Source organism: Liquorilactobacillus hordei DSM 19519, assembly GCF_019443985.1.
In the GTDB taxonomy this organism is placed as follows: domain Bacteria; phylum Bacillota; class Bacilli; order Lactobacillales; family Lactobacillaceae; genus Liquorilactobacillus; species Liquorilactobacillus hordei.
Genome location: NZ_CP049303.1, coordinates 1,810,144 through 1,833,392, shown reverse-complemented (window position 1 = coordinate 1,833,392; position 23,249 = coordinate 1,810,144). Strand labels below are relative to the sequence as shown.

The window sequence follows — 23,249 nt, the reverse complement described above, 5'->3', positions numbered from 1 at the left end:
CGGCAAATCAAGATTAATGAATTGTCAAAATATCACAACTTGCATATTTGCTAACATAAGTATACACAGAGCCTGTCAGTGCCCTATGTAAATGATTGAGATGAGGTTGACCGAGAACAATTAAATCATTACGGTATTCCTCAAGAAAGTTTTCGCAAATTACTTTGCGTGGATCACCAAAACGGATATGTGAGTGGACCTGATACATGGACGAACCTTCATCCAAGATTTTTTGGATAAGGTTCGTCATTTTTTTTTCATAAATTTCTGCTAATTCTTTTTGTTGTTGGGGCGACATCACAGGCTGAAAACTGCCAAAAGCAAGTAGTGTACTATCAATAACATAGAGAATATCAAGTTGAATATTATGATTCCGTGTATAATTGACAGTTTCTTTAAGTGCATTCATTGAGTTATCACTCCATGAAATAGGACATAAAATTCGTTGATAGTTATTAGACATAAAGAAGCACTTCCTCGTACATAATATTGAATATAAGCATATCATAATTATGGCAGTAAGAAAGCTGAACTTTAAAATATAAATAAATTCGTTATTACGTAATGTAAGCACTATTTTTGCAACTTTAAACGTAAATATGTAATAATTATGATTGTAAGTTGATAAAAATGAGTAATAAAAAAGAGGTGTGGGGAGTGGGAAAATTGAAGAAGTTAATATTGCTTATAATTTCCTTGGTGCAATTATTTATAGGAATTTTGGGTTTATGGATTGTATTGTCACCAAATGAACCCATCACTATGGAAATTATGGACAAAATTGGTGCAGTTGAAATTCGAAAATTGCTTATCATTGCATTAGGGTATGTAACTTTGGTTGGATTGGGTATTTTTTTAAGAAGTTTATTCAAAAAAGCAACGGTAAATCAGTTAGTGATATATGAAAGCAAAACAAATCATCTTTCTGTATCAAGGTCTGCGGTTGAAAAGAGCTTAGAGAAAGCCATTGTAAGTAATTATGATGTTTCAAATATTGAAGTAAGTGTAAAATTATTCAAAAAAAGCAAAAGTGCGAAAATTAAGTTAACTGGAATTTATCTTGAAGAAAATGATATTGATCAACTTGAAAGGCAAATTGCAGATAAGTTAAAAGAAAATCTTAGTTGTATGTTGAATATAGGCACTAAAAAAGTTTTTGTACACTTAATGCCATACAAAAAAGGTGACAAACTTTCAATTGTGTAGGGAGGAAAGTTAGATGAGATTATCTTTATTAGGGGTACTAGCAGGATTTTTGATACCACTGTTGTGGATATTATTAGGTTTTGGAAGTATGTTAATCATATTGTTGTTTACAGTTATTGGTGGCATTTTTGGGGGGTGGTTGGAAGTAAAGGGAGTTACATTAAAGAAGTTGATTGTTAGTTTTTTAAATAAGTTAACTGACTAGGAGGAGCGTATATAATGGCAAACACGGGTAGCGACACTTTGAAGTCTAAGCTTACATTTGATGATCAGGTTATCAAAAAGATTGCAGGAATCACCGCGTCAAAAGTTGAGGGAATTGTATCACTTGATGGAAATGTATTCAGTGAACTAACAAATCGTTTTACTTCTGGCGAAGATCCAACTAAAGGCATCGATGCTGATATAGGGGAAAAACAAGTAAAGCTTAAGTTGGATGCAACAATCGAATATGGGAAGAACGCAACTCAAATTTTTACCGAGGTAACTACGAAGGTTAAGCAAGCTATTTTGGAAATGACTGGTTTAAAAGTTATCGAATTTGAAATGCATGTTAATGATGTGAAAACAAAAGAAGAACTTGAAGATAAGGGACAAGACTAAAGCCTTTTTATAATAAATAAAAAGCAGCATAAAGTCGAAAAATTTGAGCACTAACTCAAAATTACGAAAATAATGAATACTTTACTAAGAGTAAGTTGAAGTTAGACAGATAATTTTGATTTATGGAACATGTGTATACAGAACAAATAAAGAAAGAGGCAAGACCAAAGTTAACTTTTGGTCTTACCTCTTATTTTTTAGTCTCATGGATAAATATGGGTAATCTATAATGCAATGATTAGTGACGAACAACCATCGTTAGCGAGTTTACGTGCAAGTTTAATTCCTTCAGTTGTGAGCGCTCCAGGATTGAAGTTAACAAATCTATCTTCAACTCTACTTGGACAACGGGTGATAAATTTTGCCTGAAATAGAAGTAGTTCAATATTACCAAGTTCTTGCTTAGTAATATTTTTTTTGGCTGCGTAGGAAATAACTGCACGTTCAGTTGGACTACCATTCCCCCCTGAAGAATAGTCCAAGAAAAAGATTAACAGGTCACTTATGAAACTATAGTTTAACAATTTATCCACCCCAAAGTTAAGTATGCTACAATCAAAACAAACTATACTGAATATTAGTTAATAAAAATTAAAAAAACATGGTTTAAACATCTGAAATAAAAGCATCAACAAATTACATTCTAGTATATTCATTGAGTACTTGTCCATTAATTATACTTAAAAGGTGGACTAAATAATAATAATTGTGCTAGCCTAAGCATATAAAGCAGTGAAATTTTTTTAGGAGATGAGCTTGTGGCTATGAAAAAAATGTTACTTACAACTTTAGTGGCGTCAGCTGCATATTTGAAGTATCAGAGTGTGAGACAAAAGCGCAGTGTGCAAAGTATTCTTGTTGAACAAGGATTAAGACACTTTTTACATGAAACGGATCCCAGAAAAGCTTCGGATTTTGAAAAATTCAACCATGTTAATTCGGAAAACTATCGTATTCCTGAACAAGTCCAGAAGCAACTTGATTTTAAATGGTTAGATATTGATATGCAAATTTTAAAAAGAGATAGTATTGTTACTCCAGAGAAGAAGATTATTTTTTATTTACATGGGGGATCATACTGGTATCAACCATTTGGCTTACAGTATCATTTTATAGCCAAATTAGCCGATCGTGTTGGTGCGAGTGTTATCATGCCTATATATCCCAAAGCACCTGTATATGATGTTAATGACGCTTTATCCATGGTTATGAAGAGCTACCAAGATTTACTCGCTACGAGTGGCGTTACCGCTGAAAATATTATATTGCTTGGTGACTCAGCGGGAGGTGGACTTGCGGTTTCATTGATAGAACAATTAAGAAATGCACAGATTGATCTTCCGAAGCAAGTTATCTTACTTTCCCCATGGCTAGATCTTTCTCTGGAAAATCCAGAAATTGCAAAACTTGTAACTAAAGATCCAATCTTAAAATTAGAAGAATTACGTTTTGAAGGTAAATACTATGCTGGTAGTGAAAATTTGAAAAGCCCAATTGTGAGTCCTATTTATGGTGATCTTGTTGATTTACCGCCAATTACTATTTTTGGAGGGACAAATGATATTTTATATCCAGATATGAAGTTGTTTACAAAAAAGGCAAAACAAGATGTCAGACTGATCACATATGAAGGAATGTTTCATGTATTCCCATTTTTCCGATTGCCGGAATCAAAAAGAGCTTATGAGCAAATTGTTGATATTATTGGATTAGATTAGGGTATTAAGAATTAAGAAAGTACGTTTTCTAAAAAATTAATTCAAGAATTAATTACTATCTTGAAACATAAAAAAAGAGCTTAGGCAAAAACCTAAACTCTTTTTTATGTTTGTATAATCGTCTTTTACTTTTAGTTACTTGAGCTAGAACTTGAGCTACTTGATAGGTAACTTGAAAGGATATCCTTTAAATCATTATCTTTAATGGAAACATTTCCTTTTTTAAGAACTTTACCAATAACTTTTTGTAGCAATGTTGAGTTATTCATATCGCTATCAATAATTTGTTTCTTAAGTTCACTAGTGTGTGAGCTCATCTTACCCTTAGCAGGTCTCTTAATTGATTTGATAACGTGGTATCCGTAGCTTGTCTTAACAGGTGTGGTTGTATATTCACCTTGCTTCAAAGCAAATGCAGCCTTTTTAAATGCTGATGCAAGTGAAGTATCAGTATTATCAAAAGCAGTTAATTTACCACCACTGCTCTTTGTAGCTGTATCTGTTGAGTACTTTTTAGCAAGTTTTGTAAAGCTTTCGCCAGCTTGTAATTTTTGAATAATCTCTTCAGCAGTAGCTTTCTTAGATACTAAAATATGAGCAACTGTAGTCTTAGGTTGATAACTCTTCCATTGTGTTTTTAATTGTTTCTGAGTAATAGTTGTATGATCCTTTACAGCTTCACGAAGCAATAAATTTGAACGAAGTTGTTTTTTGAAACTAGACTTTGTCAAACTATTTTGTGAAAGTACTGAAGAAAATGAAGAACCATATTGACTTGCATATGTGTTATATTGTGCATTAACTTGTTTAGTTGTAACCTTGCTACCATATTGTTTCTCAAGAACCTTATCAAGAATCATCTGTTGTAAGATCTGCTTGCCAGATGATGTTTTTTTCATACTATCGTAGTAGGCACTCTCAGTAATTTTACCACCAGAAGTAGTTGCAACTGTCTTAGAACAAGCAGCCAAGCTGACAGTCATGAGAATACCTGCTAGTGCAAGAAGCCATTTTTTCATTATAAAATACACATCCATTCGTTTATTTTGCTTGTATTTAAGATACAAATCAACGTTACTAACTATAACACAATAGTTAATGATGTTGAAAGAAAAGATAAAATTTACAAAAAAATTCATCTTTTATTCAACTTGTGTTCAGTTTAAGTGTTATTTTTTATTTTTATCTTGAATCTTTGAAATATTATCCAGGTTATTTTGAATTTTGAATTGATACTCAGATACAAGCTCAGTTAGGTCATCAATTGTTTGCTGTGAATTAGGTAGTTCATTTTTTAACGTTTCAATATTTTCTGTCAATCTCGTATATGCCCTTTTAACGTTATTGGCGGCTTCTATCAGTTCTTCGCTCTTTTCTTTATTAGCAGGTGTAATTTTACGAAGAGATAGATATGCGACAGCCGAAATAACCCCAAGTGCTCCTAAAGAAAGCAATGTTTTTTTAACGCTCATATAATTAATCCTCCATGTTTTTATGGATGCGACTAGCAATTTCTTCTAATTCTTCAGAAGAATAGTTGGAAGAATTGTCTTTAAAAGTCATTGCAAAGTCATCACTAGCTGCAAATCGTGGGATAAAATGAAAATGTGAGTGGAAGACAGACTGGTATGCAATTTCACCATTATTGTTAACAATATTAAGGCCTAAAATTTGAGGGTTGCTTTTTTTTATAGCACGAGCAATCACCGGTATTTTGGGTAGAACATGCCTAGCCAAAGAATCATCATAGTCAAAAATATTAGCAACATGTTTTTTGGGTATCATGAGCGTATGCCCAGGAGTTGTTTGCGAAATATCTAGAAATACCTTAATATCATCGTCCTCATACACGGAAACACTTGGAATTGTACCATCAATAATTTTACAAAAAATGCAATCGTTCATTTAAAAGAACCTTCTTTCAATATGTTTATTTTAGTATACAATAACACATCTCAATGATGGAAATTTAAAAATAAATTGAAGAGAGAACTTTATGTTATAATTTTCAATAATTGAAGTGAAAGGAATTATAAATCTATGGCCTTAAAAATAAATGGATTAGTGGGTGGATATTCACGAATACCAGTTTTGAAAGATATCTCATTTGAAGTTAACTCCGGTCAATTGGTTGGATTAATAGGATTGAATGGGGCTGGTAAATCAACGACAATTAATCATATTATTGGATTGCTTGAACCGCAAAAGGGTAATATTACAATTGATGATGTTAAGTTAAAAGATGATCCCAAGACATATAAAGGAAAATTAGCATATATGCCAGAAATGCCAGTCTTATATCAAGAGTTAACCTTAAAAGAACATTTGGAATTAACTGTTATGGCATATAATTTGGACGCAGCAAATGCTTGGAAAAGGGCAAATGAACTTCTAAAAATTTTTCGTTTAGATAATAAGTTGGATTGGTTTCCTGCAAATTTTTCAAAAGGAATGCGACAAAAGGTAATGATTGTATGCGCATTTATGACGGAAGCACAAGTTTATGTAATTGATGAACCTTTCTTAGGACTAGACCCGTTGGCAACCAGAGACTTATTGAACTTGGTTGATAATGAAAAGAAAAGGGGTGCCGCTATCTTAATGTCGACACATGTACTCAGTACAGCACAAGAGCATTGTGATTATTTTGTCTTGCTTCATCAGGGAAAAATTAGAGCACAAGGAAGCCTTACAGAATTAAGAAGTCTTTTTAAAGATAAGCAGGCATCGTTAACGGATATTTATCTTGGGATGACACAGGGTGGAAATACTAATGAATGAAATTTGGAATGGAAGACTAAAAAAATATCAAAAAATGTTACTACGTTATTCAAAGTATGTATTTAATGATCACTTTGTTTTAGCATTATTATTTTTTGTTGGTGGGTTGGGGCTTTCATATTCGAATTTTGTGAAAAGCTTGCCGCAAAAACCTTTTTGGTGGGAGCAACCTACACTGATTATAATTCTGTTTTTAATAGTCCAAATTGGCAAATTAGCAAGTTTGCTGGAGGAAGCGGATAAGGTTTTTCTTTTGCCTAAGGATTATCAAATGAAAGATTATTTTAAATTGGTTTTAAAACATTCAGCATTAGTATCTTTTTTTACGCAATTAGTATTTATGGCTATATTGGCACCATTCATTATACAAGGTTTGAAATGGCAGTTTTGGATGTGGATTGTTCTTTTAATAGTACAGTGTTTGTTGAAATTTAGTTACCTGTCCTTTTTGGTGATAGGAACTTACAATCTCGCGGCGAAATCATTTTCTCAGCAGTTTTTATTCCATGCAGCTGTGATGCTTATTTTAGTGCTTAGTTTATATCTAAATGTAATATTGGGTGTAATCTTAGCAATAGTTTTAGCAGGGATAATTAGATATTACGTTGGTAAAGTCTCACAGCAACATGTTTTCAAATGGAATGATGCGATTAAATCTGAGAAAGAACGCTTAATGACTTTGTATCGTTTTATAAATATGTTTACTGATGTCCCACAAATAGTTGGACAAACTAAGCGGCGTAAATTTTTTGATTTTCTATTACGGAGAACTTCCAAGAATGTTTATCTTTTCTTGTATAGTAGAAGTTTTGTTAGACAAAGTGGTTTTAGCGGACTTTTTCTTCGACTGTTATTTTTAGCAAGTATTATTGTTTTTTTCTCACCTAATTATCTATTTAGTCTATTTATAATTTGTGTATGTCTTTATTTAATTGGAATTCAATTGTTTGGGCTTTATTCGATATTTGAAGACAATGTTTTTGTCCATATTTATCCTGTCGATGAAAGTCAAAAAAAACTTGCATTTAAAAACTTACTGCAAAAAATATTGTTAAGCGCATGGTTAGTAACGAATGTAATTGCAGTGGCGACACCACGTTTTGAGATAAATTATTTATTGTTGCCAGTTATTTCTTTAGCTGAAGTATACTTGATAACGAACCTTTTTTTGGGAAACTACCTCAAAAAAAATACTTGACACTTGTGTTGTGAATTTGTATCCTTGGTTAAGGATTATGGACTTGTAGAGGAGACTTGCCAATATGGATTTCAGTTTGGATGATGGTTGGCAGATTCATCCGCTTGGGGGTAACACAGGGACTGCTTATATGGGATTTAAAGAGCAGGAAAAGTTATTTATAAAGAGGAATACTTCACCTTTTCTTGCCGCATTGTCGTTGGAGGAAATTACACCAAGGTTGGTATGGACAAAACATATTTCAACAGGTGATACTTTAACAGCACAAGAGTGGTTAAATGGTAGATGTCTTTCTAAAGAAGAAATGGGACAGGAAAACGTAGCACGCTTGTTAGCTAGAATTCATAGGTCTAAAATTCTTAGAAAGATGTTACGTCAAGTAGGTGGAAGATATGTTTTCCCTGAAGAAATACTCAGCAACTATTTTCGGGGATTGAGCTTAGAGTTACGAGCTCACCCCTTACTAAAAAAGGTTGCAAACCGATTGCGGACGCATCAGCCAAAGCTAGATCATAGAGAATTTAAGGTTTCACATGGTGATTTGAATCATAAGAATTGGTTATTGTCGGATAACAATAGGCTATATTTAGTTGATTGGGAATCGGCAAGGTTAGCGGATAGTGCACTGGATATTAGCATGTTAATGTGTCAATATGTCCCACGCGCGGAGTGGAAACAATGGTTAACCGAGAAGTATGGAGTCTCAATTACAATAGGATTGAGACAAAGAATTAGTTGGTACTACATGGTTAATTTGCTTCTTTCTATCAAGAATGAGCATCAGCGTGGTCATTTTTTCGAAATGAACCGAGACATATTACGATTGGCAGACTTCTTTGAGAACCAAGATTTTATTTAAATTGAAATAAAGAAAAAGCATAATTAGATGGTGAACATGTTTGCAAAGAGGCTGGATCAAAAATTAAATTTTGATTCCGGCCTTTATTTATCACAGATGAAAGTGTGACTAAGTCAAATTTCTCCGCCTAATTTAGAGTTAATATTCAGGGCTTTCCGAGATACGACAACACACTTTATTTATATTTGAAAGGATTGACATAATGCGTTTAAGGAATAAGCCATGGGCAAAACCACTTATTGAGAACAACCCAGATTTGATAGTAACAAAGCCAAGCGAATATTGTGGTAAATGGAAAACAAGATTTGAAAAAGAAGCACCATTATTTATTGAGATTGGAATGGGTAAGGGTGGCTTCATAATGGAGATGGCAAGCAGACATCCAGAAAATAATTATATTGGAATTGAGATTCAAACAACGGTGGCTGCAATCGTTTTAAGGAAACAAATAGAAACAAGGTTACCAAATTTACAGCTTATTTGTGCTAATGGGAGTGGCTTAAGTGAATATTTTGAAGAAAATGAAGTAGCTGGAATTTATTTGAATTTTTCTGATCCATGGCCTAAGACAAGGCAAGAAAAAAGAAGGTTAACTTATAAAACATTTTTAAAGCAGTATCAGTATGTCTTAAGTAATAAAGGTTGCTTGGAGTTTAAGACTGATAATCGAGGACTGTTTGAATACACTTTAGTTAGTTTCAATAACTATGGAATGAATTTCAATCAAGTTTTTTTAGATTTACATAAAGATGAAGAAGCGATGATTGAGAATGTAATGACTGAGTACGAAGATAAATTCAGTAAAAAAGGACAACCAATTTATAAGATTTCTGCTAGTTTTAAAAGCTAACAGAAAACAACTGATTATCCTAAGCTAAGGTAAGTGAAAAATAAGAATTACAGATCGATCCTATTTAGATTAAGAATGCTCCCGGTTTTAGCATCAGCTTGAAATTCATAACGAACAAGCTGATTGTCTTCAAAACGTGAAATTCCTCCTTGATAAATGTCTGTGGTTAGTGCGAATTTACGAATCCTCGTGGGTTTAACAGATATCCAAGAATCTTGAACAGGTGTTTCATTTTGAAACGAGTTTTTGATGTTGTTTAAAATCTGTTGGGGAGTGAGTCGTTCCGCCTTTTTGAGAATGTTGCTGGCTTGGATGCCACCAACAAAACCAGTTACTACACCAAGTGTTAATGGGAGAAACTTATTAAAAGTATTTGTCATAGCTAAACTCCTTACCAAATTTCTTATGATATGTAATTATAGCACCAATAATAATATTTAGACCACTAATTGCTTAATAAAATCAAAACAAATCACTTTTTTTTGGAAATAAATAGTCTATAATGGTGTTATCTTGAAAAAATTGAAGTATGTTGAGGAGGAATGGAAAATGGAACAATTTGGAAAAATGAATTTGGAAACATTAACGAAAAAGCTTGGAAAGGGTGCTTATGTCCTATTTTTCTCTGCTGATTGGTGTTCAGATTGTAATTTTATTAAACCAGCTCTTCCTGCAATTGAAGCAGAATATCCAGATTATAAATTTATTCACATTGATCGTGACGAAAATATTGATCTTTGTCGGGAATTAATGGTTATGGGAATTCCAAGCTTTATTGTTTATAAGAATGGTGAAGAAGTTGCACGTTTTGTTAATAAGGATCGTAAAACAAAAGAAGAAATTGAAACATTTTTAAATGAAGTCGCATAATTTTAATTGATAATGGGACTGTGTAAATACGCAGTCTTTTTTTGTGTAAAGGAGAAGAAATATGCTAATCGCTAGTTATAATAGGCCTCAAATGGGGGATGTTCTCGTAGTAATGCTTCACGAGGATGTTCAAGCTCAGACGATACAGAAAAAAAATGAAGTCGTGGAAATAAGTGATCTAAGCAATGGAAATGCATTAGGTTATAATTTTTTTGGAGTTGGTAAGGAACTTGGCCTTACTACAACTGGTCAAATTAACCTTAATGAAGAACAGGTAAAGTTTTTGAATAACAAGCTTCATAAAGCAGGTTTTAAAACAAGTCTTGAGGTTGATAAGGCACCTTCATTTGTAGTTGGCTTGGTCGAAGATATAGCGAAACATCCAGATTCAGATCATTTGCATATTACGAAAACCAATATTGGCAAGGAAACATTGCAAATTGTCTGTGGTGCTCCTAATATTGCACAGGGACAGCTGGTAGTAGTTGCTAAGGTTGGTGCAATGATGCCAAATGGTGAAGTAATTTGGCCTGGAAAGCTTCGGGGAGTTGAGAGTGATGGGATGATTTGTTCAGCACGCGAATTGCATTTACCGAATGCACCACAGAAACGAGGTATTTTAGTTTTGTCAGCAGACACTTACCATCAAGGGCAATCCTTCTCAATTGGCTAAATATTTTGCTGATTGAAATAATTATATGGTAATATGCTCTCATGAGTATATTGGCATGTTTGAAGGTACAATATAATGGTTGTCTTTAGCTCATGTGAACTAAAGATAACTATTTTTTTGAATAAAGTATTATAAAAAGTAAGGAAGAATACTAATGCGACATTATGATGGACCAGCCTTTTATAGAAGACAAAATAAAAAAGCAAAACAGATTACAAATAATGAGATATCAGAACCGCTAGCTAAAGTAGTCATTAAAAAAGGCCAAACGTTTCATCCCTCTTACGTGCCACCTTCTTTAGCCAGTCGAAAGTATTCTCTTCAAAAAAGAAAGCAAAAATATCAAATGTTATTTGAAAGCTTACAAAAAGAAGAGAAAGACTATTTTTTATTTGACGAAACAGCGGATAGTGAAAAAAGTGAAATAAAGAATATAACGGAGACGGGTGTTACCGGATTACCTCGGGAAAAAGAGATTAACAAAGCTGATGTAGTAGATAAGAAAGTAATTGATGAAACAATAGAGACTGCTGAGTCAAGGGATAATGCCAAAGACATTGCAGTAACCAATATTAATCAGCAACCATCTGAAAATAAATCTGTTCAAGTAAACGATAAAAAATTTTTCGAGCAGGAAAAACAAGGGCATTCCAATTTAATGCGATCAAGTGAAGAAGTTAGATTGAGTGAACCTGAAAAACCTGAAAGTATTTTAGAACAAGAAACAAAAATTAGTTCAGCGATCCCAGCTGCTAAGTTGATGACCCAAACAAGTAGTTATGAACCAAGAATAAAAGATCTTGATTTGACTGAAAATGAAGAAGAAAATAGTGCAAATACAACAGTAAAACCGGTGAAAAGTCCCGGAGAAGAATCACAAAGAATAAATGTTGTTGGCGAATATAAATTTCCTGTCATGGACTTATTACCAAAACCGGTTCGAATTAACGATGATACCCAAGATGAATGGGTGCTAGAGCAAATAGATACACTTAATGAGACTTTAGAAGCATTTCATGTTGAAGCAACTGTCAAGGATTGGACGATAGGTCCTGCTGTTACACAATTTGAATTATCAATTGGAAGAGGTGTTAAAGTCAATAAAATCACCAATTTGATTGATGATTTAAAGTTAGCATTAGCCGCTAAGGATATTCGGATTGAAGCACCTATTCCTGGAAGAAGTAGTGTTGGAATTGAAATTCCAAATTTAAAAGCACGGCCAGTCATGCTAGCAGAAGTTTTGAATTCTGCAGCTTTTGTAAATAAGAAATCACCGTTAACGGTTGCACTTGGAGTTAATCTTTCTGGTGAATCAATTGTGACTGATTTAAGAAAAATGCCTCACGGATTGATAGCTGGTGCAACTGGTTCAGGAAAGTCAGTTTTTATAAATAGTATATTAATTTCCTTGTTGTACAAGGCTACACCACAACAAGTAAAATTGTTATTAATTGATCCTAAGGCCGTTGAAATGGCACCATATCATGATATTCCCCATTTGTTAGCACCTGTTGTTTCTGACCCAGTTGCTGCTTCAGCTGCATTGAAATGGGTAGTTGAAGAAATGGAAGAAAGATATCAAAAACTTGCTGCAGCAGGTGTTAGAAACATTGAAGAATTTAATGAAAAAGCAATTCAACATGAAGATTATGGATTACAGATACCATATATTGTGATAATTATAGACGAATTGGCTGATTTAATGATGGTTGCATCATCAGAGGTGCAAGATTATATTGCTAGAATTACCCAAAAAGCACGTGCAGCAGGAATTCATTTGTTAATCGCGACACAACGACCGAGTGTAGATGTGATAACCGGGACAATTAAAAATAATATTCCTACAAGAGTTGCTTTTATGGTCGCTAGTCAAGTTGATTCAAGAACTATTATTGATACAGCAGGTGCAGAACGTCTCCTTGGAAGAGGAGACATGCTATATCTGGGAAATGGTGCAAGTCAGCCAATGCGATTACAAGGAACATTTGTACAAAATGAGGTAGAAAAAATTACTGATTTTGTACGTGCTCAGGGACGACCAAATTACGCTTTTGATCCAGATGGATTGAAAAAGAAAAATATTCAAAATAAACAAGAAGATGAAATTTTACCAGAAGTTTTAGATTGTATTGTAAATGAGGACAGTATTTCAACATCGAAATTACAACGAATATTTGCAATTGGTTATAATAGGGCTGCTAACATTATTGACACTTTAGAGGACCGAAGATACATTTCACCGACAAGAGGGTCTAAACCACGGGAAGTTTATCTTACACAAGAGGGATTGGAGAAGCTTAGGGCAAATGTTAATGATTGAAAAGAAATCTCATTTGTTTTGTGGTAAGATTAAACGGTGGTTTTATTTAATTAAAGAAAAGAGAGGGCAATACTATGGATACAGAAACCACCTATTATTTTGTAGGAATTAAGGGAACTGGAATGAGTTCATTGGCCTTACTTTTACATGATAAAGGATTAAAAGTTATTGGTTCCGATATTGAAAAATATACTTTTACACAACGAGGATTAGAATTAGCAGGAATAAAAATATTACCTTTCGATGAAAAAAATATTCGTAAAGGTTTGACGATAATCCAAGGAAATGCATTTGGTGATGATCACCCAGAAATAAAAAAGGCCAAGGAAATTGGAATTAAAATTATTACATATCCCGATTTTTTGGAAAAAATTGTCGAAGATACGACAAGCATTGGAATTGCAGGAGCACACGGAAAAACAAGCACTACAGGATTATTGGCTCATGTTTTAGGTGGGGTTGCACCAACTAGTTATTTAATTGGGGATGGATCTGGTAAAGGTGTACCTGATGCACGTTTCTTTGTGTTTGAGGCGGATGAATACCGACGTCATTTTGTTGCATATCATCCTGATTATGTGGTTATGACTAACGTGGACTTTGACCATCCTGACTACTTTACTGGAATTGAAGATGTATTTGATGCATTTGAGACTTTAGCCAAGCAGACAAAAAAAGGAATTTTTGCTTGGGGAGAAGACAAGTATCTGAGAAACTTGAAGGCTGATGTTCCGGTTCATTATTATGGAACATCCGATGAAAATGAGTTTAGAGCAACAAATATCAAGCGAGCAACAACGGGTTCGACTTTCGATGTATATCATTATGATGAATACTTAGGCACGTATGAAATTCCAATTTTTGGGGAACATAACGTACTAAATAGCTTAGCTGTAATTGCAGTGTCGTATTTTGAAAAAGTTTCTCAGGATGAAGTCAAACGTGAATTGTTGACTTATCAAGGTGTGAAGAGACGATTTACAGAGAAATATGTTGCAGATATAACAATTATTGATGATTATGCACATCATCCTTCTGAGATTAAAGCAACGATTGATGCTGCACGTCAGAAGTATCCTAGTAAGAAAATTATTGCAGTTTTCCAACCGCATACGTTTAGTAGAACGATTGCCTTGATGGATGATTTTGCAACCAGTCTTAATCTTGCAGATAAAGTTTATTTGACCGACATTTTTAGTTCGATTCGTGAACATGGAGGCAATGTTTCAAGTACTGATTTGGGTGATAGAATTACAAAGGGTGGAGAAGTATTAAAAGTTGATAATATGTCGCCATTACTTGATTTTCATGATGCTGTTGTAGTATTCATGGGTGCTGGTGACATTCAAAAGTATGAATATGCTTATGAAAAATTATTGAGTAGTTTGAGTCTCAAAAATAATTAAGTTATGGAACACGTTTATCTGGAATAATGAGTGAGGCTGGGTCAAAATTAACTTTTGACGCGGCCTCTTTATTTTATTCTGAATATTCTTATTTTTAATTCGAAGTTTCTAGCAATATCATGTTTTTCGTTCCTTTCTTATTTTCGCATCAGATGGATTGAGACGAGCTAAAGTATATGCTAAAATACATTTAAGATTATATGGAGGTGTCAATATTAATGTCAGAAGATACTCATAGGCAAGGGAAAACGATTGATGAGTTGAGTGAAGGAGATTCGTTGACAGTTAATGAAAGTGTTTCGGATCGAGATGTTTTGTTGTATTTAGGAATGACTAACGATAATAATCCATTGTATATTCAGGATGAATATGCTAAAAACATGGATTATAAAGCAGCGATAGTTCCGCCAGTTTTACTGACAGGAATTATTACAAGATCAGTATCAAAGTTGCTTCCAGGTCCTGGAAGTCAGGTAGTCAATTTGTCAGTCAATTTTATTTTGCCGGTGTATCACGAAGAAGACGTGACCTTTACTTTTGAGGTCATAAAAGTAGACGACATGAAGGAAGTAGTTACACTATCCGTAACAGGTGTTAACGATGACGATTGCAGAATTGTTGATGCAGTTGTGATGGTTAAACCGCCCATTAAGGCAATGTTAGCGGGAAACGATGAAAATGAAAGTGCAGAGGTGAGTGTTTAATGGAGAATGGAAGAAAATTAGTAAGTAATACCGGTGTCAACGGATTTTTGACAAAAATGTATGGCTTTATGGCTGGTGCAGTTGCAATTTCTGCAGTGGTAGCATATCTAGTTTCAAACGTTTTTTACAATGAAGTTGCTAGTTACATGGCTGAGCATCAGTTTATGATGTTTGTCCTATTTGGGATTCAGCTGTTGATAGTATTTGGAATGTCTTTCAAAGCTGACAGATCACCAGTTGCTTCGGGCTTGGGACTTGTGTCTTTTGCGGTAATTGAGGGAATATTCTTTGGTACAATAGTATCGTTATATGCTGCAAGTGATGTTACGATGGCTTTTGTGGGTGCTGCAGCAGTATTTGTCTCAATGGCGGTGATTGGAACAACTACTAAGAAGGACTTGTCGAGAATTGGGACACATGCTTTAGCAGCTTTAATCGCTTTGATTATTGTTTCATTCATTAATATCTTTTTGCAAAGTACAATGATTACTTTCGTCTTCTCATTTGTTGGGGTGATTATCTTTACAGCCTTAACAGCGTGGGATGCTCAGAAATTTAGAACATTATACTTACAAACAAGAGGCCAGGTTTCTGGAACTAACTTAGCCTTGATGGGTGCTTTACAACTTTATCTTGATTTTGTTAACATCTTCATCAGTCTTTTGAACATTTTTACAGGATTTAATAATAAATAAGACAATAATTTTAAAGAACTTCGCTTAGGCAAACTGCCCGGCGAGGTTTTTTTTTAGAATGAAGTCTTTGATTTCTATTAATGACCACGATAGTTTGTTAAAATAAGAGAGGATAATATATCAAAGGAGCTAAATAAATGAATAAACAAAATAAATTACTGCTCATTGATGGCAATAGTGTGGCTTTCCGTGCTTTCTTTGCACTCCATCAATCACTTGAAAGATTTGTTAATCATAACGGACTACATACGACTGCAATTTATGGTTTCAAAAATATGTTGGATAAAATTATTGAAAAAGTTCAACCTAGTCATATTTTAGTTGCTTTTGATGCGGGCAAAAAAACATTTAGAACCGAAAAATTTGAGGAATACAAAGGTGGACGTTCCAAAACACCTAGTGAGCTTTCAGAACAATTCCCATATATAAAGAAGTTACTACTGGCTTATGGCATAAAAAGCTATGAATTGGAGAATTTTGAAGCTGATGATATTATTGGAACTTTGGCAGATAAGGCTGAAAAACAGGGCTTTAAAGTAACAATTGTGACGGGAGACCGTGACTTGACTCAGCTTACGACTAATGAGACAACTGTGGCAGTTACACAAAAAGGCGTTAGTGAAGTTGAGGAATATACACCAGACCATGTGTTTGAAAAATATGGAATTAAGTCTGAACAAATTGTTGATATGAAAGGTTTAGTTGGAGATAATTCAGATAATTATCCTGGAGTAACAAAAGTTGGTGAGAAAACGGCAATTAAATTATTGCAACAATTTGAGACAATTGAAGGAATTTATGAAAATTTAGATAATATTAAAGCTTCTAAAATGAAAGAACATTTAGTTGAAGATCGTGAACTGGCTTTCATGTGCAAAGATTTGGCAAAAATTCTAAGAGATGCTCCGATTGAAGTTACAGTTGATGATGCAAAATGGCCTGGACCGATAGAAGAAAAATTAAGAGCATTTTATGAAGAGATGGACTTCAAGAGTTTCCTTGCAAAAATGAATGTACCTGGCAACGAGAAAACCACACTAAAGGAAAATAAATTATCTAAGTTAGACTACCAAGTGTTAGATAAGGAAGGCCTTAATAAGACAGTCATTGAAAGAAAAACGACTGTATCTTTTTATTTGGAAATGAGTGGTGAGAATTATCATCAAGCACAGTTTGCGGGATTTGCTTTTAAAAATGGAGAAACAATATATGTTAGCCGCGACGTCGAACTTTTGAAAGAGAAAAAACTCAAAGAAATACTTGAAAATAAGGACATAAAGATTGATTTATTTGATGGTAAGCGAACTTTTGTTGGACTTAAAAGATTAGGGATTAACCTCGCAAATGTTGATTTTGATATGTTGCTTGTATCTTATTTATTAGACTCAAGTGATAATAATAATGATTTTGGTAAATTAGCACAACAGCATGATTATTTTAAGGTTGCAAGTGATGAAGAAGTATATGGTAAAGGTGCAAAATATCAAATTCCTGCAGAAGATGCAGTTTTTTTTGAACATCTAGCTGGTAAAGTTCAGGCAATTGAAGAGTTAAAGGAAAGTTTAATGAAAAAACTTTCTGATAATAAGCAAGACGAGCTCTATTTTGAAATCGAACGTCCACTCTCTTTGGTTCTAGGGGAAATGGAAGTTGCTGGGATTAGATTAGATAAAGATAAACTAGAAGAGATGAGCAGTAAGTTAAAAGAACGGTTAACAGAACTGGAACAAGCAATTCATACTGAAGCTGGTGAAGATTTTAATATTAACTCCCCCAAACAATTAGGAGTTATACTCTTTGAAAAGTTGAAGTTGCCAGTGATTAAGAAAACTAAAACAGGTTATTCAACTGCAGTAGGAGTGCTGGAAGAATTGAGAGGCATGGCACCAATTATTGATAATATTTTAAAATATCGTCAGGTTGCCAAAATTCAGTCAACCTATGTTGAAGGTTTGCTAAAAGTAGTCTCACAAAAAGATGGAAAAGTTCATACAAGATATACACAAACACTCACAGCTACTGGAAGATTATCATCTGTTGATCCTAATTTACAGAATATTCCTGTGAGACTAGAAGAAGGTAGGCAAATCAGGAAAGCGTTTGTTCCTGAGAGTGCTGATTGGGAAATTTTTTCATCGGATTATTCACAAATTGAATTGCGTGTTTTAGCGCATATTTCGCATGATAAAAACATGCAGGCTGCTTTCAATGAAGGGGCAGATATTCATGCAAATACCGCAATGCAAATATTTGGGCTAGATTCAGCCTCTGAAGTTACAAGCAATATGCGTAGACAGGCAAAAGCTGTTAATTTTGGAATTGTGTATGGGATAAGCGATTACGGATTGGCACAAAATATTGGAATTACACGTAAACAAGCAAAAGAATTTATAGGTCGGTATTTTGAAATTTTTCCTGGAGTAAAACAGTACATGGATGAGATTGTGGCAAAGGCTCATGAACAAGGATATGTTGAAACTTTATTTAAACGTCGCAGATATTTACCTGAAATTAAGAGCAAAAACTTTAATTTACGTTCTTTTGCGGAAAGAACAGCTATGAACACGCCGATTCAGGGAAGTGCCGCAGACATCATTAAAGTCGCCATGATAAATATGCAAAAAATGCTCAAAGAAGAACGACTTGAAGCCAAAATGTTACTGCAGGTTCATGATGAATTAATTTTTGAAGTACCAAGTAAAGAGATTGCCATGTTGGAGAAATTTGTACCAAAAGTAATGGACCAAGCAGTTTCCTTGGAAGTTCCGCTTAAAGTTGAAAGTGCCCATGGGAAAACCTGGTTTGATGCAAAATAAGAGTTTAAAAAGGAGATAAAGATGCCTGAATTACCAGAAGTTGAAACTGTCCGCCAAGGATTGCGTCAATTAGTATTGAACAAAAAAATTCGCAATGTTAGGGTACTTTACCCTAAGATTATAAATGGCGATACCGATATTTTTATTGAAACGGTTGAAGGATTGACAATCAAAGAAATTGGCCGTCGTGGGAAATATTTAATTTTTAATTTCAACGAGGGAACTTCATTAGTTTCCCATTTGCGAATGGAAGGAAAGTATTTTGTGAGACAAACAGGGGATGAAATCGAGAAACATACTCACATTATTTTTGAATTTACCGACGGGAAACAGCTTAGATATAATGATGTCCGCAAGTTTGGTCGAATGGAGTTAGTTAGAACTGACAAGGTTAACGACCTAAAAGGTATAAAAAAGTTGGGACCAGAACCAACGGAAACTGATTTTGATTTAGAAAATTTCACAAATAAATTGAAAAACAAAAATAAGATGATTAAGCCTGCATTGCTTGATCAAACTTTAGTTGCGGGTTTAGGAAATATTTATGCTGATGAAGTTTTATGGATGAGTAAGATAAATCCAGAGACGCCAGCAAGACATCTTGAGAAAAAGGAAATCAGCATTTTGCGTAACGCAATTATAGCTGAGCTAGCAAAAGCTGTAAAAGCTGGTGGAACGACTATTAGAAGTTATACAAATGCATTTGAAAACTCAGGAGAGTTCCAATTTGAGTTAAACGCCTACGGGAAAACAGGTGAACCTTGTAGTAGATGTGGCACATTAATTAAAAAGATCGTTGTTGCTCAACGAGGCACGCATTATTGCCCAAATTGTCAGAAGGTGGAGTAAGTGACATATATTCTTGGACTAACTGGAGGAATTGCGTCCGGCAAATCAACAGTCAGTCATTTTTTAAAAAAGTATGGTGCAAGGATTATTGATGGGGACCTTGTCGCACGCGAAGTTGTCCAGAAGAAGAGTGTTGGTTTAAAGCAAATAGTGAGTATCTTTGGTGAAGACTATTTGACGAATTCTGGTGAACTGAATCGCAAAAAATTAGGTAATCTTGTGTTTAATAATAAAGAAATGTTAAACCAGCTAACTGATATTACAAGTCCCTTAATTCACAAGCGAATTGAAGAACTAATTGATGAAGCAAAAGTGATAAAGTGTAGATTGTTGGTATTGGATAATCCACTACTTTTTGAAGGTAACTATGAGAAGTATTGTGATAGCGTCATGTGTGTGTGTGTACCACAAGAATTGCAAGTAAAGCGTTTGATGTCACGAGATGGATATGACAAAACACAAGCAAGACAACGAGTTTTGAGCCAAATGTCAAATGAAGAACGTTGTGCATTAGCTGATGTTTTAATAGATAACTCTAAACAAGTTGAAGAAACACTTAAGCAAGTGCTAAAATGGCTAGTGACAATGAATTTAGTGTAACTACAGAGGTATTATATATTATACTAAAGGTATAAAATGATGAGGTGAAAAATATGAGATGTCCCAAGTGCCATCATAATGGTTCACGAGTAGTTGATAGTCGCCCAGCAGATGATGGTCATGTAATTAGACGGCGTCGCGAGTGTGAAGCTTGTGGTTTTAGGTTTACGACATTTGAACGAATTGAGGTTACTCCGCTTTTGGTAATCAAGAAAGATGGGACGCGTGATGAATTTAATCGTGAGAAAATATTGCGTGGAATTATTAGAGCTGCCGAAAAGAGACCAGTTGGAATGGACCAAATTACACAAATTGTAGATGATGTTGAAAATAAAGTGAGATCACTTGGAGAAAGTGAAGTTTCTAGTCAACTAATTGGAGAATATGTGATGGGAATGTTGGCAGATGTCGATGAAATATCGTATATTCGTTTTGCAAGTGTTTATCGGCAGTTTAAGGATATGAGAGTATTCTTAAAAGAATTACAAGAAATGATGGCACGAGATAAAAAGAACCTTTCAAGTGACGATGATAAGCAGAGTGAATAAAGAAGGGTGTGAGTGAGATGGTTGTTGAAGAAAAAGATTTTACACCTAAGGATGGTTTCGTAGTGTATACAAGGAAAAAACTGTATGAGAGCCAACTAGAAGTAGTGTTAAAACTTTATCAACCATTGATTGGGACAGCAAGTTTTAGTCTGTATGCCCTTTTGCGTACAATGATACAACCTGATTTACAGCTCTCAAGGCGAAAGATGCATAGTGAGTTGTTTGATTTACTTGATATTGGGTTACAATCCTTTTATGAGGCCAGGTGTAAATTAGAAGCAATTGGATTGCTTAGGACATTTGAACAAAATGATGAACTTGGTAAATTAATAATCTATGAGATTCAAGAACCACAAGAACCTGAAAATTTTTTCACAGATGATTTGTTGCGGAGCTTATTGTTGGAGACTGTTGGAGAGCGAATTTTTAAAGAACTACAAACGTATTTCTTTTTTTCACCAATTAATAAGACGAAGGCCGTTGAAACCACTAAACATTTTTTAGAAGTTTTTACGGTACAGCCCCAAACATTGAATGAGGGTAGAAATCTGATAGATGCTAAGCAAGCACCAATGTATAAGTCCAAAATAAAACAAAGTTCTAACTTAGATGAGGAGTTCTTGAAACAGCTTATTGATCATTCCTTCATCGATAGCAAACAAGTTTTTGATAATTATCAACGATTAACAGCTGCAAATGCTGTGTATGGGCTTGATGAACTCGTGTTGTTGAATTTACTGGAGGAGGCTGCAAATATCGCAACAAATCAGGTAGACTTCGACTTATTTTGGAAGCTGGTTCATGATAAATTTTCAAAACAGGATTCTAAACCTGTGTTAGCTACGAATACCGATAAAAAAACTGAGAATACTGTAAATAAAAAGCAAAAAATAATGAAAAGCGAAGATCAAGAACTGCTAGATGCAAGCAAGGCCTATGCACCCGCGGAGTTTTTGCAAGAATTGAAACGTGAACAGGGTTCGTTTGTAACAAGTTCTGAAAGAAATGTTATTGAGTGGATTGTCCAAAAAAATCTATTTCAAGCGGACATAATAAATATTCTAATTCATTACATGATAGTTGATCGTGGAATGGCAACTTTGAATCGAGCCTTTTTTGAGGCGGTAATTGCTGATTGGAGTCAAAAAAAGATTAGCACACCTGAGGAGGCAATGATTCAGGTGCGGACTTTTAATGCACCTAAAAAAAATACAAAGTATGTACAGACAAAAGGCTATGTAGGCAAGAAGATTGTGCAAAAGGAAAAATTGCCAGAATGGGCAAAAACTGAGCATGTATCAGAAAATGAATCTACATGGAGCAAAGAAAAACAAGAACAACTGAAAAAAAGATTAAGTAGATTTAAGAAAAAAATTGACTAGTAAAGGTGGTGAGAAAATGAAGGATGTCGGTGAAGAGATGGCCCAACAACTCCGTAATAGGAATTGGATAAAAAATTATAAAGAACTGATTGATGAAGCTTTTGCCGATGAAGAGGTCAGAACTTTCATGGCTGAAAATCAGTTGACGCAGGCAGAATTAGCGCGCAGTGCTAGTAAAGTTTACGAATTTGTCAGTATAAAAAGACAAATTAAAAACGGTGAGGTTACTCCGGCACCTGGATATCAACCACAACTAGTTTTAAGTAACCACTTAATAGATGTTGCATATGTTCCCAGTGACGAGTTAATAAGGAGTCAGAAAAAAGCAGAGATCAGAGCGCGAGTTAGGACTCTTAATATGCCAAAGGCAATCAGAAATGCCCAATTGGCTGATTTTGACATATCTGGTCGTGAAGAAATTGCGCAGGCTGCGTCAGATTTTATTGATGCGTACACAGCTAATCCGCGGAAATTTATTAAGGGAATGTATCTACAAGGAAGTTTCGGTGTTGGGAAGACCTACTTGCTGGGGGCGATTGCAAACGGGCTGGCAGAAGAGGGTTTTCGCTCAACCATGCTTCACTTTCCATCTTTTGCAGTTGAGGTTAAAAGTGCAATTGGGTCGAACAATGTGATGGAAAAAATTGATAATATAAAAAAGGCGCCAATTTTGATGTTAGATGATATTGGAGCCGATCAGTTATCAAGTTGGTTAAGAGACGATGTTTTAGGAATCATTTTACAATATCGTATGCAAGAAGAGTTACCAACTTTCTTTAGTTCAAATCTTTCATTACAAGATCTATTGACGCAATACTTAACAGTCAATAATCGTGGAGAAGCTGAACCACTTAAGGCACGCAGAATAATGGAAAGAATCGTATTTTTAAGTAAAGAATATACAATGATTGGTCGAAATAGACGTCGCTCATAAATTGTAATTAAGTCTTGAATGATTTCTATAATAGTGGTTTAATAATGATTGAGTAAAATGTTAGGGGACAAAAGGTTATACGAATTAGGGATGAGTGGCATTAACTGCAAGCTACTCAGTATGATATAATTTACCACCTCTATGAAGAAATTATTCCAATTAATAATTGGAACGGGTCGGACCTGTTAAAAACGATTTGAGAGATTTTTGATATCTAAATTTGGGTGGAACCAC

26 protein-coding genes are annotated in these 23,249 nt (G+C 34.4%); 20 read left to right on the top strand and 6 right to left on the bottom strand.

The genetic code is table 11. From position 1 onward, the window contains the following. Positions 1-13: 13 nt before the first annotated feature. A complete protein-coding gene (locus G6O70_RS10135) occupies positions 14-463 on the bottom strand; it encodes a universal stress protein (RefSeq protein ID WP_083481907.1) in 450 nt (149 codons plus the stop codon). A gap of 167 nt (positions 464-630) precedes the next feature. On the opposite strand from G6O70_RS10135, the gene amaP reads away from it, so the two are divergent. Genes amaP through G6O70_RS10120 form a run of 3 tightly spaced genes read left to right on the top strand, consistent with a single transcriptional unit; the run spans position 631 to position 1,809 of the window. Then, complete coding sequence (gene amaP / locus G6O70_RS10130; RefSeq protein ID WP_157047952.1) at positions 631-1,206, top strand: alkaline shock response membrane anchor protein AmaP; 576 nt, start codon at positions 631-633, stop codon at positions 1,204-1,206. Between the two features lie 13 nt (positions 1,207-1,219). Continuing rightward, positions 1,220-1,411 (top strand): hypothetical protein, encoded by a 192-nt coding sequence (locus G6O70_RS10125; RefSeq protein WP_057869407.1) that lies wholly within the window; start codon positions 1,220-1,222, stop codon positions 1,409-1,411. A gap of 11 nt (positions 1,412-1,422) precedes the next feature. Continuing rightward, entirely contained in the window at positions 1,423-1,809 is a 387-nt protein-coding gene (locus G6O70_RS10120; protein WP_373566423.1) for an Asp23/Gls24 family envelope stress response protein, read from the top strand. A 224-nt stretch (positions 1,810-2,033) separates the two neighbouring features. Here G6O70_RS10120 and G6O70_RS10115 read toward each other — a convergent pair whose 3' ends face one another. Further along, positions 2,034-2,333 (bottom strand): hypothetical protein, encoded by a 300-nt coding sequence (locus G6O70_RS10115; protein ID WP_057869405.1) that lies wholly within the window; start codon positions 2,331-2,333, stop codon positions 2,034-2,036. Positions 2,334-2,573: 240 nt separating this feature from the next. Between G6O70_RS10115 and G6O70_RS10110 the strand changes: the two genes are divergently transcribed. After that, a complete protein-coding gene (locus tag G6O70_RS10110) occupies positions 2,574-3,527 on the top strand; it encodes an alpha/beta hydrolase fold domain-containing protein (protein ID WP_057869417.1) in 954 nt (317 codons plus the stop codon). Between the two features lie 131 nt (positions 3,528-3,658). On the opposite strand, the gene G6O70_RS10105 is transcribed toward G6O70_RS10110, so the two are convergent. The 3 genes from G6O70_RS10105 to G6O70_RS10095 form a co-directional block, all read right to left on the bottom strand. After that, complete coding sequence (locus tag G6O70_RS10105; protein ID WP_057869404.1) at positions 3,659-4,546, bottom strand: peptidylprolyl isomerase PrsA; 888 nt, start codon at positions 4,544-4,546, stop codon at positions 3,659-3,661. Between the two features lie 150 nt (positions 4,547-4,696). Continuing rightward, positions 4,697-4,999, bottom strand: a complete 303-nt coding sequence (locus G6O70_RS10100; RefSeq protein ID WP_057869403.1) for a hypothetical protein — start codon at positions 4,997-4,999, stop codon at positions 4,697-4,699. A 4-nt stretch (positions 5,000-5,003) separates the two neighbouring features. Next, complete coding sequence (locus G6O70_RS10095; protein ID WP_057869402.1) at positions 5,004-5,432, bottom strand: HIT family protein; 429 nt, start codon at positions 5,430-5,432, stop codon at positions 5,004-5,006. A gap of 135 nt (positions 5,433-5,567) precedes the next feature. Between G6O70_RS10095 and G6O70_RS10090 the strand changes: the two genes are divergently transcribed. From G6O70_RS10090 to trmB, 4 genes are all read left to right on the top strand, one after another. After that, complete coding sequence (locus G6O70_RS10090; RefSeq protein WP_057869401.1) at positions 5,568-6,308, top strand: ABC transporter ATP-binding protein; 741 nt, start codon at positions 5,568-5,570, stop codon at positions 6,306-6,308. Then, positions 6,301-7,506 carry an ABC transporter permease gene (locus G6O70_RS10085; RefSeq protein ID WP_057869400.1) on the top strand — a complete coding sequence of 402 codons (1,206 nt, stop codon included), beginning with the start codon at positions 6,301-6,303 and terminating at the stop codon, positions 7,504-7,506. Before G6O70_RS10090 ends, G6O70_RS10085 begins: the two co-directional genes overlap by 8 nt. Before the next feature lie 64 nt (positions 7,507-7,570). Continuing rightward, positions 7,571-8,365, top strand: a complete 795-nt coding sequence (locus G6O70_RS10080; protein WP_057869399.1) for a phosphotransferase family protein — start codon at positions 7,571-7,573, stop codon at positions 8,363-8,365. A gap of 202 nt (positions 8,366-8,567) precedes the next feature. Then, positions 8,568-9,215: a tRNA (guanosine(46)-N7)-methyltransferase TrmB gene (gene trmB, locus G6O70_RS10075; protein WP_057869398.1), complete on the top strand. Its 648-nt coding sequence runs from the start codon at positions 8,568-8,570 to the stop codon at positions 9,213-9,215. 47 nt (positions 9,216-9,262) lie between these two features. Here the strand turns inward: trmB and G6O70_RS10070 are convergent, their stop codons facing one another. Next, on the bottom strand, positions 9,263-9,595 hold the full coding sequence (locus G6O70_RS10070) for a hypothetical protein (RefSeq protein ID WP_057869397.1): 333 nt from the start codon (positions 9,593-9,595) through the stop codon (positions 9,263-9,265). 169 nt (positions 9,596-9,764) lie between these two features. On the opposite strand from G6O70_RS10070, the gene G6O70_RS10065 reads away from it, so the two are divergent. The 12 genes from G6O70_RS10065 to dnaI all read left to right on the top strand — a co-directional run bounded on the left by G6O70_RS10065 (position 9,765) and on the right by dnaI (position 23,015). Then, on the top strand, positions 9,765-10,085 hold the full coding sequence (locus G6O70_RS10065; protein ID WP_057869396.1) for a thioredoxin family protein: 321 nt from the start codon (positions 9,765-9,767) through the stop codon (positions 10,083-10,085). A 61-nt stretch (positions 10,086-10,146) separates the two neighbouring features. After that, the gene (ytpR, locus tag G6O70_RS10060) at positions 10,147-10,758 is read left to right on the top strand and encodes a YtpR family tRNA-binding protein (RefSeq protein WP_057869395.1); all 612 of its coding nucleotides are present in this window, start codon (positions 10,147-10,149) and stop codon (positions 10,756-10,758) included. Between the two features lie 154 nt (positions 10,759-10,912). Then, entirely contained in the window at positions 10,913-13,081 is a 2,169-nt protein-coding gene (locus tag G6O70_RS10055; RefSeq protein ID WP_057869394.1) for a DNA translocase FtsK, read from the top strand. A 74-nt stretch (positions 13,082-13,155) separates the two neighbouring features. Beyond that, on the top strand, positions 13,156-14,487 hold the full coding sequence (murC, locus tag G6O70_RS10050) for a UDP-N-acetylmuramate--L-alanine ligase (RefSeq protein WP_057869393.1): 1,332 nt from the start codon (positions 13,156-13,158) through the stop codon (positions 14,485-14,487). 218 nt (positions 14,488-14,705) lie between these two features. Then, complete coding sequence (locus G6O70_RS10045) at positions 14,706-15,191, top strand: MaoC/PaaZ C-terminal domain-containing protein (protein WP_057869392.1); 486 nt, start codon at positions 14,706-14,708, stop codon at positions 15,189-15,191. Then, the gene (locus G6O70_RS10040; RefSeq protein WP_057869391.1) at positions 15,191-15,886 is read left to right on the top strand and encodes a Bax inhibitor-1/YccA family protein; all 696 of its coding nucleotides are present in this window, start codon (positions 15,191-15,193) and stop codon (positions 15,884-15,886) included. The genes G6O70_RS10045 and G6O70_RS10040 overlap by 1 nt, the downstream gene beginning before the upstream one ends. 137 nt (positions 15,887-16,023) lie before the next feature. Then, positions 16,024-18,702: a DNA polymerase I gene (polA, locus tag G6O70_RS10035; protein WP_057869390.1), complete on the top strand. Its 2,679-nt coding sequence runs from the start codon at positions 16,024-16,026 to the stop codon at positions 18,700-18,702. A 21-nt stretch (positions 18,703-18,723) separates the two neighbouring features. After that, positions 18,724-19,551, top strand: coding sequence for a DNA-formamidopyrimidine glycosylase (gene mutM, locus G6O70_RS10030; RefSeq protein ID WP_057869389.1), 828 nt, complete (start codon positions 18,724-18,726; stop codon positions 19,549-19,551). Beyond that, positions 19,552-20,151: a dephospho-CoA kinase gene (coaE, locus tag G6O70_RS10025; RefSeq protein WP_057869388.1), complete on the top strand. Its 600-nt coding sequence runs from the start codon at positions 19,552-19,554 to the stop codon at positions 20,149-20,151. It begins immediately after the preceding gene. 53 nt (positions 20,152-20,204) lie between these two features. Then, the gene (gene nrdR / locus G6O70_RS10020; RefSeq protein WP_057869387.1) at positions 20,205-20,699 is read left to right on the top strand and encodes a transcriptional regulator NrdR; all 495 of its coding nucleotides are present in this window, start codon (positions 20,205-20,207) and stop codon (positions 20,697-20,699) included. 17 nt (positions 20,700-20,716) lie between these two features. Beyond that, on the top strand, positions 20,717-22,081 hold the full coding sequence (locus G6O70_RS10015) for a DnaD domain protein (RefSeq protein WP_057869386.1): 1,365 nt from the start codon (positions 20,717-20,719) through the stop codon (positions 22,079-22,081). 16 nt (positions 22,082-22,097) lie between these two features. Beyond that, a complete protein-coding gene (gene dnaI / locus G6O70_RS10010; RefSeq protein WP_057869385.1) occupies positions 22,098-23,015 on the top strand; it encodes a primosomal protein DnaI in 918 nt (305 codons plus the stop codon). The last annotated feature ends 234 nt before the right edge of the window (positions 23,016-23,249 follow it).